A 15472-nucleotide genomic window follows, 5' to 3' on the forward strand; every position below is an offset into this window, starting at 1 on the left:
AATCCATCGAATGTGCGGCCCTTCGGTTATGTGGTTCCTAGTCCCGGTTTTCGGGCGGCAGCGCCACCTGGATTTTGCGCGCCTTCCCGCGGCCTACCACGTATCCCCGGCCGGGGATGAAGTCCGGGCTGACCCGCCCCAACGACGTGTTCAAAAGGCTGTCTCCCTCGATGTCGCCGGGATTCAGCAGCAGGCCCCGGCGGCCCGACTTGAAGGGCTGGGCCAGCTGCCATGCGGAGGACCAGGTGGAGGTTTCCGACTCCCCCACCACCCATTGGTCCGCTTTGATGGACGCAGTGACGAGTTGTGCCACTCCGGATTCCGCCAAGGTGTCCGTGTATTCCGTCAGGCCTTCGATGAAGATGGCCAGCCGGCCCGGGTTTCCGGAGGAATGCGCCACCAGGTCCTGCACCACCTCCGCCAGGTCATCGGGTCCCACCACCGAGCGGTTCCACAACGGCAGCGAGGCCACCGCCGAGCGCCGGGCACCGAGGTAGATCAGCTCGGTTTCGGGGTTGGACCGGCGCAGGGCATAGGCCAGCGTCACCAGGGCCACGGTGCGGCCGGCGCCGGGAGGTCCTGCCAACAGCAGCGGACCGCGGGCCATGACTCCCGCGGGCTGCAGGGTTTCATCATCGACGCCGATAACCGGCACGTCCGGGCCGCCGGCCGGCAGCACGTCCAGTTCCACCTGGTCCGGAAGCCGCTCGATGGCAGGCGCTGCGTCCAGGCCCTGGCGCCGCATCGCTTCGCTGAGCTTGTGCACCTCACGTGCTTGCAGTGCCAGATTGGAGTTTCCGCCGAGCACAGCCAACTGGACTTCCAGCCCGTCCAGAAGTCCCCGGCCGGGCGGGGAGGTGGCGCCCAGTACGTCGCGGGGCACGTCCAGGGAGATGTAGTCGTCCTCGGAGGACAGGCGAAGCACCAGCCGGCGCTGGATGGAAGCGAGCAGCGACGCAGGCACGGCGTTGGGCCGGTCTCCGGTCACCACCAGGTGGATGCCCAGGGCGCGGCCGTCGGTTGCGAGTTGGAGGAAGATGTCCCACAGTCCGGACAGCCGGCTGTGCTCATAGGCCTCGCGGAACGCTGACATGCCGTCCACCAGGACAAAGATGCGCTTCTCCTCGGGCCTGTTGGCGAGCTTCCTGTACTCCACGATGGTGGATGCCCGGACTTCGGCGAAGCGGGCGGAGCGCTGGTCGGCGATGTCGCGCAGGAGGCGCAGCAGGCGGCCCACCCGTTCGACGTCGTCGCCGTCGATGATTTCACCCACGTGCGGTAGTTCTTCCAGCATCCGCAGGCCGGCCGAGCCGCAGTCGATGCCGTAGACGTGGACGGGCCCGCCGCGGGGCGTGACGGCGGCGGCGATGGCTATCCCGCGCAGGGCGGCGGATTTTCCGGACCCGCCCGTGCCGTAAATGGCCATGTTGCCGTCCTTGTCCGGCTCATAGAACACCGTGGGCTGGTCCTGCCGGACGGGGTCGTCGGCCACGCCGAGCAGGAGCTGCTCGTCGGTACGGGGATTGGGCAACCTGGAGAAATCGTAGGTTTTGGCCAGTTCGTCCAGCCATGGCTTGCGGGGCGGCCGGATGGCGAGCGCATCGGCGGCCCGCGCGATGTTTGCCGTCATCCTGGCGATATCGTTGGGCCCGGCAGGTTCGGCCACTGCCGGTTTTTTCGGGGCGGGCGCTTCCCAGCTTGGCCCTGACCCGAAGGCCATCTCCACGATGTCGATCTGCGGACGCTGCGGTTTGTCGGTGGTCCATCCGCCGGCATAACCGGTCTGGAACCCCTGGATGCGGCCCGGACCGGTCTTCGCGGCGCCGCGCCCGGGAATCCCCGGGTCGAAGTAGGCGGCGTCGGGCACGCCCAAGATGTCGGTGGCGTCTTCCTCGTCCGCCATGCGCAGGGCCACCCGGAGGTTGGTGTTGGCGCGGAGGTTGTCCTTGATCACGCCGGCGGGGCGCTGAGTGGCCAGGATGAGGTGCAGGCCCAAGGACCGGCCGCGGGCAGCAACGTCCACCACGCCGTCCACGAACTCGGGAACCTCACTGGCGAGGGCCGCGAATTCGTCCACGATGATGATGAGGTATGGCGGTGCCTCGGGGTCAGCTTCGCGCTGCAGCGCCAGCAGGTCCTTCGCCTTCTTGCGGTTCAGCAGGTGCTCGCGGTAGTGGAGCTCAGCCCGGAGCGACGTCAGGGCGCGGCGCACCAGGTGCGGCGAGAGGTCGGTGACCAGGCCTACCGTGTGCGGAAGGTTGATGCAGTCGGCGAAGGCGGCGCCGCCCTTGTAGTCCACGAACAGGAAGCTGACGCGGTCCGGGCTGTAGGCGGCCGCCATCCCCATCACCCAGGACTGCAGGAATTCGGACTTGCCGGCGCCGGTGGTGCCGCCCACCAGGGCATGCGGGCCCTCGTTCTTCAGGTCCAGGTACAGCGGCTCGATGCCCTTGGACCCCACCAGGGCGCGGAGGGTGCCGTTGTCCTTCCGGTTAGGCACAGCGGTGGCGTGGACGGAGTTGTTTTCCGTCCAGCGCTCGGCCACTGCCTGGGGGTTGTCCAGGAAGTCCTTGCCGATCAGCGTTGCGTAGGAGACCGCGCGGGGCAGGTCCGAGTCGTCGTTCACGGGCTTGCCCACATCAACCACGGGGGCGAGCATCCGTGCCAGCTGGCCGGCGAGTTCGGCGTCCACGCTCTCGCAGCTGACCGGGTAGGTGTGGCGGCCCAGGCGTACCTGGCCGGTGGTGGTGCCGTGGTCGCCGTCCACCACCATAAAGTCCCGGCAGGCTGCCGGCAGTGCCTGGACGTCAGTGGCCACCCACATGACGTGGACGCCGGAGTCGGGTCCCCGTTCGGCAAGCCTGGTGAGGCGTCCGCGGTCCACGGGCGCGTCGTCCTCCACGATGACCAGCACAGAGGGCAGCACCGGCGCTTCAATTTCATGCTTGGCGGGGTCCACAGCGGGACGCAGGTCCGGGGCGGACCGTCTGGCGGCGGCCTCCCGCGCGTCGAGCAGGTCCTCGAGGCGGGCCACGAGTGAGGAGCCGCCGGCTGATCCGGCGGCGAGGTGGTCGCCGGAGAGGGGGCTGTGGCCGGAGCCGACGTGCGGCAGCCACTGCAGCCAGTTCCAGCGCTCCCGCGATTGCGCCGAAGTGATGGCGGTGAGGACCACCTCCGCGGGCGAATGCAGCCCAACAAGCTGGAGCACCATGCCGCGGGCAACGTCGTCCACCAGGCCGCGCGCCCCGGCCAGGCCGAGGGAACCGGAGGTACGGAACTGCGAGACCACGGGCACGCCTTCGATGTCCCGGAACTGCTTCAGGCAGTCCTGGATTTCGCGGGTGTACTGGACTTCCGTGTCGTTGCTGGACGGTTCTTCCAGCTGGATCCGGGACGGCGCCGTCCCCAGCCCGAACCGCAGGCCCAGGAAGAACTCGTGCTCCGGGCGGTGGGTCCAGAGCAGCGGTCCGAGCTTGTAGATGGCATCAACGGTGTCACTGACCGACGGTGCTTCCTGCAGGCGGACAGCACGCTCCACCTGCTGGGCTTCGGTGAGGTCCTGCCGGAAAGCCGCCATGGAGGCCCGGAACTGCTTGAGTGCTTCCTTCTGCTGGCGCCTGCTCCGCATCTTCTGGTCCACGTAATGGCCCACCACGAACAGCGGCATCATCAGCATGAACACCATCGACAGCGCGTTGCGCGTGACGGCGAAAATGACGGCACCCATCATCAACGGGGTGATCAGCATGATGTAGGGGAAAGGCTGGTCATCGGGACGTTTGGGCCCGGCCGGAACCACCCGCTTGGGTTCCTCGAACCGCGGCACCACGCGGGGTGACCGGTTGAAGTCCACAAGGGGCGACGTCGGGGCTGCCGCATGGTTGTGCCCCAGCGGAACCACCGTCACGGTGGTGTCGCCCAGGGTGACCGTGTCCGAGGAGTTCAAGGTGGCGCGGGTGACGGGAAGGCCGTCCATCAGGAGCCCGTTGGCCGAGTTCGTGTCCACGATCTCCACGCTTTCGCCCACGGTGATGCGGGCATGGCGCTTGGAGGTCAGGGGATCCGTGAGGCGGATGTCGACGTCCCGGTCCCGGCCGATGTAGCTGGTGCCGGTGGGCAGGGAAAATTCCCGTCCGACGTCGGGCCCGGACAGCACGCGGAGGGTGGCGGCGGCCGGCCCGCGGCTGGCGCCGGGAACATGGAACTGCTCGCTCACCTGGGCCAGCGATACCACCGAGCCCGGGCGGAGGCCGGATTCAAGGAGGTTGTCGGTGCGGGTCAGGACGTTTCCACTGATACCGGCGCCCACGAAGGCCTCATCAATGCGCAGGGAAAGGTTCTCCGGCGCAGGGGTGCCCTTGCGGTCCGGGTCCGCAGCCCAGAGCACTGCGGCGATGTCAGCCACCGTGGCCAGGCCGTCCACGGTCACGGCCAGGTCCTTGGCCTCAGCGGGCTCGCGGCGGAGTGTCAGCCGGATCCTCATCCTTCGTCCACGCCCCTCATCTTCTCGAGGAGGTGGAGGTCATCCGGTGTCACCAGGTGCGAGGTGACGGCGTGTTCCACGAGCCGTGCCCGGCGGTTGGTGGCGAGCTTGCCGCCACCGCCGCGCAGCCCCACCACACCCACCCGGTCCAGTTTGTCGCACACGTTGTCCAGTTTCCGGTTGAAGCGGGTCAGGGCCCAGCCAAGGGTCTTCGCCGCCGCGGCTGAGGAGGGAATGGCGCTGAACCCCGTCCCTTCACGGCGGAGCATCGGCTCGGCAAGCGCCACAATGAGCGCCTTCTGGGAATCGGTGAACACCACCGGGCCGATGGTGGTATCGCCGTTGCTGTCGCCGTCGCGCGCCCCCTGGCGGAAGGAGGGGGTCTTCAGGTGCACCGCAAACTCGTACGTTGTGGGACCGGCCGTGAAAATGATGTTGGTGTGGCTGAACACCAGCGGGATCCGGGCGCCGGGCGAGAGCCAGGCCTGCATGCCGCCCGAGGCGTCGGCAACGGTGGCGGACAGCATGCTGCCCACGTTGCTCAGCCACCAGATGCCGTCGTAGCGGGCCACCTGCAGGAACTGCCGGTGCAGGTACGGGTTGTCGTCTACTTCCAGGTCGCCTTCGCGGCCGATGTTGAAGACGTCCTCGTCCGACGGCTCGTACCATTCACCACAGAAATCTATTGCTAGATCCCCCATGTTCTGTGCCTCCTCAGTGGGCAATGTGCTTGTGTCATACGCCGGCTAATCCTCCAGGCAGGCGATGGAGTCCGGGCCTCCCGGAGAAGCGCTGCCGTCGGCCCGTACCAGGATCACCTGAACGCAGATGGGCGGCTCGAGAAAACCGGAGACGAAAGTCCTCTGCGTGGCTGTCGTTTCATAGTCGCCGTCCGCTTTCGCCGACTTGGTGCGCCACTTGTACGTGTCAGCCCCCTGAGGCTGCGGGTTTGTCCAGGAGAATTCGATGATGTTCCGGTCGTGGGACGTCCGCGCTGCGGCAAGGCCTTCGACGTCGGGAACGGTGCCGTTGTCGAGGGCATCAGCGGGCGGATTGTTCACCTGCTGGGTCTTAACTGCTTCGGGCGCGTGGGGGGCGGCGTTTGCCACCACCAGGCCCACGACGGCGGCGAGCGCCAGCAGTGTGCCCCCGGACAGGGCGAGCCAGAGGTTGCGCTTGCCGTGGTCCCTGGCGGGCGCCACGGCTGGTTCGTCCACCCTTGCCGGCCGGTGGACAGTGGTGTCAGCGGCGCCGGGATAGGAAGCATCGGCGGCGTGCACGGGCCCGCCGTCATGGGGAGCCGCGCTCCCCGCGCCGCCGCGCAGGACCGTAGCCTGGGCCCATTCCTGCGGGCCGCCGTCGTGCCTAACGTCCTGGCCCGGGAGGCCGGCGGGGACCTGCGGGGCGGGCGCCGCCGGGGACGCGGGCAAAACCCCTGCTGCGGGAAGGCGCGACGGCGGTGCGGCGCTTCCGGGGCCGCCGGTTCCCCGGTTGTTGCCTCCCTTGCTTGTGTCCTGGGGCCACGTGCGTGCCGGAAAGGTGGGCGCGCTGCCTGTCCGCTCCGGATCGATGGCGGCGATGCTCCGGACACGGGTCTCCTCGAAGCCGTCGTCCGGGTGGCTGTCCTCCTGGTGCGGTTCCTCCAGCACCTCGAAGGGCGTGACGGAGAGGTTGAGCTCGGCCTGGATCCGCTGCAGGGCAAGGGCGAAGGCGTGCGCGGACGAGTAGCGGGACTGCGGGGACTTTGCCATCGCCGTGGACAATGCCAGTTCCAGGGACTCGGGCACGTCGGCGCGGCCGAGCCGGGGCAGGGTCATGGTGCTGATCCGGTTGATCAGCTCACGCTGCGAATTGTCCGCGCCGGGCATCACGAAGGGCGACCGGCCGGCGAGGAGCGTGTAGAGCGTCGCGCCGAGGGCCCAGACGTCCACCATCACGCCGTCCACGCTGCCGTCCCTGAACTGCTCGGGCGGCGACCACGGGATGGACATGCCGGAGTCGTCGTCGGAGTCGCCGGCCAGCGTGCCGGAGATTCCGAAGTCGGTGAGCGCCGGGCGGTTGTAGTCGGTCACCAGGATGTTGGCGGGCTTGATGTCGCGGTGGGCAATGCCTGCGCGGTGGGCTGTTTCGACGGCGGACGCCACCTGGATGCCGACGGCGAGGACCTCGTCCACGCTGAAGCGCTGGCGGCGGTACCGGACGTCCAGGCTGGGCCGGGAGCAGTATTCCATGGCCAGGTAGGAGTGCCCGGCGTCGGTCACTTCCGCTTCATAGATGGTGACGATGTAGGGGTGCGAGGACAGCTGTGCCATCAGGTTGGCCTCGGACTCGAAGCGGCGGCGGGCGCCCTCGGTCTTCAGGTCCGATAGCAGCACCTTGACGGCGACCTTCCGCCGGGGCCGGTCCTGCTCATACAGGTAGACGTCGGAGAACCCGCCGGAGCCGAGCAGGCTGATGTACGTGAACCCCGGGATGTGGGGCGGCGGCGCTACAGGCCGTTTGGAACTCAAAGTATCTCCTCAAAACGCAGCGAGATGTTGTCTCCCAGTTCGGCAATGTCGCCGTCCAGCAGGATGGCCATCTCGTTCTGGGCCAGCCGTCGCGGCGGCTGTCCGTCCCGCACCAGGACGGTGCCGTTGGTGGCTTTCAGGTCGCAGAGCATGACGTGCCAGCCTTCCAGCCGGACTTCCACATGGGAACGGGAGATGTCGCCGCCGGGACTCGCCACCTGGACCAGGCGCGGCATAACGCCGCCCTGCACGCGGGATACGGACGGCTGGCGGCCGATGACCAGGGACTGGTCCAGATCCAGCAGCTCGCCGGTGGACAGGCGCATCCGGCCCAGCCTGGGACGGGCCACCTGGACGGCGTCAGGCAACAGCTCGGATCCGCATGCTGCGCATTGGGCACGGGTGGGAGGGTTCGCGTGGCCCTGGGCACAGACCCGGGCCAGCACAGTGGGCCCTGCGGCGGGATCCGCGGAGACGGCCGGGGCAGGTTGGGAGACCATGCCGGCGAGGCTGCCCTTCATCACGGTCTGGCCGTCGTGGTCACCGTCAAAATCTACTGCGGCCTGTGGACGCGCCCCTCCTTGCCAGCCAATCCCTTCCGGCGGCGTTGTTCCCGCCACGGATGCCGGCAGGGCCGACGGCGGTGTTCCCGGGGTTGGCGGGGTTGGCGGCGCTGGAGGCGCGGCGATGTGCGCCGCTGCGATTGGGGTTGCGGTGATGTGCGCCCCCACCTGCGCCTGCGCCTGGGCCTGGCCGGAGACTGGGTTTCCGGTCCGCCAGGGTACGGAATCAATGAGGGTCCCGGCCTGGGCCGGGCGTGCTGCTGACTCGGACCCGTTGCCGGATCCGGGCCGGTGCCCGGGGCCATCAAGCGGACCGGAGCCCGACGCGCTTGCGGAGTCCCCGCTGGTGGCGGGCACGCCCGGCACCTCCCCCTCGTCGGCGGGTTCAAGCGCCGCCCGCTGGGCCGCCGGCTCCAGGGCGGGGGCTTGGGCAGCGACCTCGGCCGGGGCCCGGGAAGAGGCCTGCGCAGCCTCGTCCGCCTCCACGTCTTCCCGCACGGCCGCATCTTCGATGTTCCGTATCACCGTGCGCTCCCACAAATGGTCATAGGAACCCGTGAGGTCACTGGCCGCCACAGTTTCAGCCTGTGCAGACCCCGCCCCGCCAGGTGTGCTGCCCGCCTCCGCGGTCCCTGATTGAGAAGCGTCGAGCGGCGTGACGGATACCTGCGGAGTCGGGGAAACCGGGGCATGCCCCGCATGGCCTTCTATCTCCGGCTGCCCGCCGAAGCCCGCATCGTCGTGGTCCGTTTCGTCGTGGTCCGGATCGTTGTGGTCCGCCTCGTCGTCGATAACCTCGAGCACTGTTTCCGCTGACACCCCCTGCTCCGGCGACACCGTCATCTCCAGCGCATCCGCTTCGGCTTCAACTTCCAGGTGCCCTTCGATGGCGGTTTCGGCGTCAACCACTCCCTGAAGTGCAGCGGCGCCGACTGTCGCCTGCACTGAGCCGGCTCCTGCCTGTCCCGTAGCCAGCGCAAGGGTCAGGGACTGCAGCAGGACCGCCCCCTCACCCAGCGGAAGTTCCCGGTGCCCCTCGGAAGCAGCGTCCGGAATGGTGAGTGTGCACTGTCCCGGCATGTCGAAGCGGCGTTCGTTCCAGGTAGTAACGTCCCGGCCGTTGAGCTCCACTGTGCCGTTCGGCAACGCGACGGTGAGCTCCAGTTCCCCCCGCAGGAACACCCGCAGGGGCCCGGTGAAGTCGAGGATGCCGAAAGACGGGATGCTCGCCAGGGAGCCGCCGGAGCTGCTGGTGACGGCATGCAGTACTTCGTGGACCTCGGGTGTGTCCGCCAGCAGGGTCCAGAGCGCATCGGCAAGGGCGGCAGGTGTGTCCGGGCCGAGGAGGACGGCGGTCCGGGAACGGACGATGCCCAGCCAGGTGCCCGGTACGTAACTAATGCCGGCCATGGTCGGGCTCCCCGTTGTCGTCGCTGCCCTGTTCATTCTTCGTTTCCGGGCCCTGGCCGTTGTTTGCCGCCTGCACGGCCTGCGAGCGGGGCAGCGTCACTTCGTCTTCCGCGGAGGAGTCGAGCCGGGGCGCGGTGGTGGCCGCGCCGGCGTCGTTCAGGACGTTGCGGGCGTCCACTACGATCACCGTGACGTTGTCCCTTCCGCCGTTGCGCAGTGCGGCCTGGATGAGGGCGTCAACGGCGTCCTGTGGCTGGCCCACTGTGCTGAGGATCCGGAAGATATGGTCATCCGTCAGCTCCGAGGTAAGCCCGTCGGAGCACACCATGATGCGGTCCCCCTCCTCGACGGGAAGAAGCCAGTAGTCGGCCTCCGTCTCGTCCCCGGTGCCCAGGGCCCGCGTGACCACGTGGCGGCGGGGGTGGACAGTGGCCTGCTGGGGGGTAATCTCGCCGGCGTCCACGAGTTCCTGGACTTCGGAGTGGTCAACACTGATCTGTTCGAACCGGCCCTGGCTGAGGCGGTAGGTGCGGGAGTCACCGATGTTCATGACCAGCCAGTAGGGCAAGCCCATCTGTTCCACGATCACGGCGCCGCTCAGGGTGGTGCCGGCGCGGGCACCGGTGGCTTCGCGGATGGAGCTGTCCGCCTGGACCAGGTATTGCTGGAGGACCGCGGCAGTGGCGGTCCGCTCGCCCGTAGTGAGCTGGGGCATGGCGGCCAGGGCGCGGACGCACAGTCCGCTGGCCACCTCACCGGCCTCGTGGCCGCCCATGCCGTCCGCCACCGCGAAAACTGGATCGGAGGCGATGTAGGAATCCTCGTTCAGCTCCCGGCGGAGTCCGCGGTCGGTTCCGTAGCCGCAGGTGAGGCTGGGCCCGGGCCCTGGCTGCATAGTGGAGGGAACGCTGGCGGGCTGTTGGTTCATGCCTGTCCTAGGTAAAAGGTTCGGTCTCCGAAGTGGACACTGGATCCCGGGGTAACAAAGGTGGGGACGCCAGGCACAAGTGCTGTGCGGAGGCCGTCCGGGGTGGTCACGGCGCTGCCGTTGGTCGAGTGACGGTCGGTCACCCAGATTCCTGCGCCGTCGGTGAGCAGGTGCAGGTGGGTCTTGGAGATGGAGCGGCCGGGATCGTCGACGGCCAGCAACTGGGCGTGCTGTTCACCGGCCTGGCCCACCGGGTTGCGGCCCACCAGCACGCTGCGGTCCAGCTGGAAGTCGCGGCCGTCGTCGAGCCGGATCCTCAGGACGGCAACGGGAGCAGGGCCGCCGGTTTCGGGCCGAACCTGCGTGCGCTCGACGTCGTCGTCCGGGTGGTACGACGGGACCCGCTGGGCGGCTGGTGGCTGGAGAGCTGCCGGGCCCGCGTCCAACCCTCCGCCGGAAGACGGCGCAAAGGACGCCGGGGCGGTATATGGCATCGTCTGGGAAGGCAGCGTACGGGCCGGTCCAGGCTGGACCTGCGCCTGGCCCGCACCCTGCAACTGCACTGCACCCTGCAACTGAACTGCACCCTGCGCCTGCGTGCTGTCCGGCGCCTGGCCCGGGCCTACCGGCCCTTGGGCATTGATGACTTTGGGAGTTTTGGCGCCGGCCACCGGCGACTGCACCTGTTGCACGGGCGGCAGGTCCAGGGGCGCAAAGCTGTAGGGCCCCTGGATGCCGCCGGTGGTGATGGGGTTGCGGCCGGCCTTAACGTCAAAGACAAGCGTCTTGGCGGCGGCATCGTGCCAGCCCCGAAGCCGGCCATTCTTGTCCCAGTTATTGGACACCACCACCAGCACCGCCCAGCCGGCGCCCACCAGCATCAGCGGCGTAAGGATGAACAGGGCGGGACCGAACCATTTGAAAACCACCACCAGGATCGCCGCGAGCAGCACCAGCAGGACGCCGGCACCCGTGAGCAGGCCGCGCAGGAAGACGGCACCTGCACCGGGGGCGTAGCCGTCCTTATCAGCGCTGCGGATGCCCATCAGCAGGTTTCCCGGGGTCTTCCCGGTCCGGGCTTCGATTCCCATCACCACGAAAAGGTAGACGAGGGTCAGCCCCAGTCCAATACCGCCGAACAGCACCAGGGACGCTGTGTCATAGATGATGAACCCGCCGCTTCGGGTGCGGGTAATCCCGGCAAAACCGATGGCGAACGTCACCACCAGCACTGCCAGGGGCGGTAGCCAGTCAATGACGGCAGCACCGAGCCGCTTTCCCGCCGTGGCCGGAACAAGCTGAAGGTTTGTTGCCATTCCCGTTCCTCCCCCTGGAGCGGCACCCACCTGGGCGGTGGAACCGCCGGAACTCCCCTGCCCCGTGCCCGCGATGCCCGCGGCGTGATGGGCCGGGGGCGTTTGTACTACCGGGATAGTACCGGGAATCGCGGGCCCATGCGCGGCGGGCAAGCCGGCGCGGGAGTCCACGCCGTGGTTCGGCCTGCGGTCCAGGTTGCGGGTGCTCCGTGCCGCCCGGTTGGGCAGGGGCGCACCACAGGCCGTACAGAAAGCCGCCCCCGTGCGGATGAGTTGCTGGCAGCGCGGGCAACGTTCGGCGTCGGAGGTCACTGCGTCATGGGTCCTTGCGTTGGAGGTGCTGTTGTGGGCGGTTGTCCTGTGCCCGGCTGTTCTGTGCCCGGCTGTCCGGCCGGCGGGGCCTGCGGTGCAGGACCGTCAGCCGGCTCCTGCCCCGGCCCCGGTCCTGTGGCCGAACGGCGCCGCCCGGGCATCGTGATGGACGGCAGGACCGGCAACGCCAGGCGTGAACCCCGCAGGTTAAGGACGGTGCGGGCATCGGCAAGGAGGGAACGCGGGGAGAACCTAGCCTGTTGCCGGCGCCAGAATCCCATCGTGGCGGTCATCTCGGTCAGGGAGCTGTCCACAATGGTCCAGTACTCCCGGACCTCGTCCTCGGTGGGCTGGCCCGCACCAAAGATCGACGCGTCGGCCCGCCGTGCCAGCAGGGTGGTTGTTTCCCTGCTGGCAGGGAAGGCCTCGGCCAGGACCGCGGCGCTTTCCCGGCGGGTGGCACGGGTATCAACGGCGGCGCCCAGGTCCGTGGCAAGGCTCACCACCTCGCTCCAGCCTCCGCCGACCCGCTGCGCAGGGTGGCCGTCGCTGAAACGCGACTTCCGGCGTCGTGATTTCAGCAGGGCAATCAGCAGCAGCGGCAACGCAAGGATGGCCAGCGGGATCAGGGCGACGCCCAGCGCGCCCAGCAGGGCACCCCAGAACAGCCAGGGGTTGTTCTTCTTCTGGTCGGCGTCCAGCGCATCGGGTGAGGAGTCCGGCGGAAGGTCCGCGGGCTCCTGCGGCGGGGGCGGCGGCTGCAGCACCTGGGGCTTGGGCTTGGACTTGTTCTCCGGGTCCGGCGGGATGGGAACGTTGTCCTTCGGCGGGGTGGGGTCGAAGCTGACCCAGCCCACGCGTTCGAAGGCCACTTCCACCCAGGCATGGACGTTCTTACCGGTGATCTTGACCTCGCCCGCACCGTTTTCGGGGCTGGTGGGATCAGGGTAGAAGCCCATCACCACGCGGGACGGAATGCCCAGGTGGCGGAGCATCAGGGACATGGCGACGGCGTATTGCTCGTCGTCACCGAGCATCTGTTTCGCCGTCAGCAGGTTTCGGATCCGGGCGGAACCGTGGCCGGAGACACTGGGCAGCTGGCCCTCGCTGACCAGGCCGTTGCTGAATGCGCCGGTCTTCTGGAAGTGCGCTTCGATCTGGCGCACACGGTCAATCGCGGTGGGCGCATCCGCGGACAGGTCGTTGGCCTGGGACGCTACGACAGGCGGCACCTCCAGGGCGTCCGGCAGGGTGATTTTGGCGAAGTCGTACTGGGTGAGCTGCCCGTGTTCCAGCTTGACGGGGTCGGACACCTGCACGCTGTACGAATCGCCGCGGGACAGCCCGTTGGTGGTGACGGCGGTGTCCGTGCCCGAGTTGAAGTAGAGGCCGGAGGCTGCGGCGGAGGCACCCTGGTCAAAGCTCAGGCCGGTGGTCTTGCGCCCGCCGGGAACAAAGAAGCCCTGGTAGTCCTCGATGGTGATGTTGATGGCGTAGTCGTTGGTGGGCACGCTCCCGGAGGTGTCGGCCAGCGTGTTGATGGATTCGGTGTCGCCCACCTTGCTGAAGTTGCCCGATCCGTTGGGGTCCATGTTGTAGTTGGTGCCGTTGAAGGCGTCCAGTGCCCCCAGCCGCACCCGGGCATCGCGCGGGAGGCCCTTGACGACGAACAGCGTGTCGTCCTTCTTGTCCTTGACGAAGGTCCGGAAGCTGGCCAGCGGAGTGATGTAGTCCTTGGGATCGAACGGCGGGACCACCACGTTCCGCAGGACTTTCCGGTCGTTGCCGGCGGTGACCAGCGGGGCGGACAATGCGGTGACGGCGACGCTGACGGCGATGACGCCCGCGGCCATGCCCAGCCGCCGGACCTTGGCACGCCGGGCGGTGGAGGAATCGGTCTGCGGGTTGTTCACCGAGACCTTGCGGGTGCTGTTCCGCCGCAGGGCGTCCCGGCGGAACGTTGCCCAGGCGATGGCCAGGACCGTGAAGCCGATGCCGCGCTCGAGCGTGAGGAACGCTGCGTTGGTGCTGAACGCGATGCCCGTGACGAACAGGACCAGGACGGGAAGGAGCGGAAAGTAGGGGCTCCTGGCACGCCAGGTCAGGACCGCGGCGAGCAGTGCGGTGATCATTGAGCTGAGGAAGGGGACGATGAGCACGCCGCCGGCCGTTCCCACCGGCACCCCGACGGTGAGCATGTCCTTCCAGGCGAAGACGATGCCCAGGAGGAGGATCCGCAGCGAGTCCAGGGTGGGTACAAACCCCGCGATGGCCGAGTCGGGGACCGCCAGGAGTGTGCCGAACACCAGGTAGGCGCCCAGGGTGAGGGCTGTGGTGATCAGCAGGCCCAGGCGGAGGTGGGCGTTGACGACGCCGATGGCCAGGCCGAGGATGAGCCCGCCAAAGCCGGACAAGAGGTAGTAGGGGTCGCCGCCGAAGCTCAGGCCGAACCCGAGCAGGCCCAGTCCCAGCAGGACTGTCAGGGCGCCGGCGTCGAGCACGAAATGCCAGCGCGGCTGGCCGTCGTCGAACGGCGAACCCTGCTGGTTCCTTGAGGCAGCGCGGCGGGAGGTCATGCGCGGGCCCTGGCCCGGTGCGGAGCTCATGCTGCCGCCTTTCTCAGCACGATGGCAAGGTCGGCCAGGTCGCCAAGCGTCAGCACCGTCAGGTCTGCGATGTTGGCCCTGGTGGGGGCGGCCCCCGCCTCGATCCTCACGGCGAGGCTGCGGACGCCGGGCGGAACAGACACGGCCGCGGAACGGAGCTGCGTGGCGGTCACGTTGCTGCCCACCACGAAGAAGATGACGGAGGCGTTGGGGACAGTGTCCGCCAAGGTCCGGGCGAGGTCGACGGCGGTGCGGCGCATGGGAGTGCCGACAATCCTGGTCATGTCATCCAGCATGTTGCGGCCGGTTTCACAGCGCAGGGGGCCTTTTTGGGTGAGGATGTCCAGTTCCCGCTGTTCCCGGATGGCCTGGCGGCCGATCGAGGCTGCCGCCGAGATGGCCATTTCGAATTCGGTCTCGGAGGCATACTCATCGGTATTGATGGACAAGGAGATGGCCAGGTGGGCGCGGCGGGTTTCCTCGAACTGGCGCACCATCAGCTTGTTGGTCCGCGCCGTCGTCTTCCAGTGGATGTGCCGCCGGTCATCCCCGGGGACGTAGTCGCGCAGGGCGTGGAAGGACACGTCGGCGCTGGACAGGTCCGTGGTGGGCATGCCTTCCAGGTCGCGGATGAATCCGGCCGCCGAACCGGCGAGCGCAACGGTGCGGGGGTGGACGAAGAGGTCTTCGGGTTCGGTCCACAGGACCTGCCGGCGCAGGAGGTGCAGCGGGTCCGCCCGGACGGAGCGCACGGGTCCCACCACGATCACGGCGCGGCGGGCCGTGGGGATGGTGAACAGGTCCTCATGGACCTGCCGGGGTTTCATACGGGGCAGGTGGAACACTGCGGTGGCATTGCCCACCGGCAGCTCCAGTGCTGCCGGCAGCAAAGGCCGGGCTGACGTGTTGGACACCGCGATACTGCCCACTGCGCTGTCCCCTACGGCCACCCGTGTGCGGGCGAGGTCCAGCACCACTCCGTAGGAAGAGCGGCCCAGGATGAAGCCCACCGCAACCAGGAACATGACGAAGGCTGCAATGGCAGCTGCCTTGGCCTCCTCCCAGCCAAAGGCCTGGCCTGTTGCCCAGAGCAGGATGGAGGCGGCAAGCACGGACCAGCCCAGGACGCTGACCACTGACAGGACCGGCCAGGCGTACTTCAGCCAGGTGCCGCGGACGGCGCGCCACGCTGGTGACAGTGCCAGGACGGCGGTGCTGCTCGCTTCGGCCCAGACGGCGGCCGGGTGCAGCCGGGTGGGCCGGCCGTTCCTGGCGAAGGGTTGCTTGAGACGCTCCGTGAGCCGGATCAACGGGGTGCCGCTGGACATATGTGTGCCTTCGTTA

At 68.4% G+C, this 15472-nt stretch carries 8 protein-coding genes; all 8 read right to left on the bottom strand.

The window, feature by feature from the left end; genetic code table 11:
- Positions 1–37: 37 nt before the first annotated feature.
- The 8 genes from ACZ9BC_RS17105 to ACZ9BC_RS17140 are packed head-to-tail and all read right to left on the bottom strand — an operon-like array spanning position 38 to position 15456.
- A complete protein-coding gene (locus ACZ9BC_RS17105) occupies positions 38–4483 on the bottom strand; it encodes an FtsK/SpoIIIE domain-containing protein (protein ID WP_476246958.1) in 4446 nt (1481 codons plus the stop codon).
- Positions 4480–5184: a hypothetical protein gene (locus ACZ9BC_RS17110; protein ID WP_476246959.1), complete on the bottom strand. Its 705-nt coding sequence runs from the start codon at positions 5182–5184 to the stop codon at positions 4480–4482. Before ACZ9BC_RS17110 ends, ACZ9BC_RS17105 begins: the two co-directional genes overlap by 4 nt.
- A 45-nt stretch (positions 5185–5229) precedes the next feature.
- On the bottom strand, positions 5230–6993 hold the full coding sequence (locus tag ACZ9BC_RS17115) for a serine/threonine-protein kinase (RefSeq protein WP_476246960.1): 1764 nt from the start codon (positions 6991–6993) through the stop codon (positions 5230–5232).
- Positions 6990–8966, bottom strand: a complete 1977-nt coding sequence (locus ACZ9BC_RS17120; RefSeq protein ID WP_476246961.1) for an FHA domain-containing protein — start codon at positions 8964–8966, stop codon at positions 6990–6992. The genes ACZ9BC_RS17115 and ACZ9BC_RS17120 overlap by 4 nt, the downstream gene beginning before the upstream one ends.
- Complete coding sequence (locus tag ACZ9BC_RS17125; RefSeq protein ID WP_476246962.1) at positions 8953–9894, bottom strand: PP2C family protein-serine/threonine phosphatase; 942 nt, start codon at positions 9892–9894, stop codon at positions 8953–8955. Before ACZ9BC_RS17125 ends, ACZ9BC_RS17120 begins: the two co-directional genes overlap by 14 nt.
- The gene (locus ACZ9BC_RS17130; protein WP_476246963.1) at positions 9891–11522 is read right to left on the bottom strand and encodes an RDD family protein; all 1632 of its coding nucleotides are present in this window, start codon (positions 11520–11522) and stop codon (positions 9891–9893) included. Before ACZ9BC_RS17130 ends, ACZ9BC_RS17125 begins: the two co-directional genes overlap by 4 nt.
- Positions 11519–14128, bottom strand: coding sequence for a transglutaminase-like domain-containing protein (locus tag ACZ9BC_RS17135; RefSeq protein WP_476246964.1), 2610 nt, complete (start codon positions 14126–14128; stop codon positions 11519–11521). The genes ACZ9BC_RS17130 and ACZ9BC_RS17135 overlap by 4 nt, the downstream gene beginning before the upstream one ends.
- Positions 14125–15456, bottom strand: coding sequence for a DUF58 domain-containing protein (locus tag ACZ9BC_RS17140; protein ID WP_476246965.1), 1332 nt, complete (start codon positions 15454–15456; stop codon positions 14125–14127). Before ACZ9BC_RS17140 ends, ACZ9BC_RS17135 begins: the two co-directional genes overlap by 4 nt.
- Positions 15457–15472 lie beyond the last annotated feature (16 nt).

This window comes from Pseudarthrobacter sp. TE3704, from assembly GCF_056279405.1.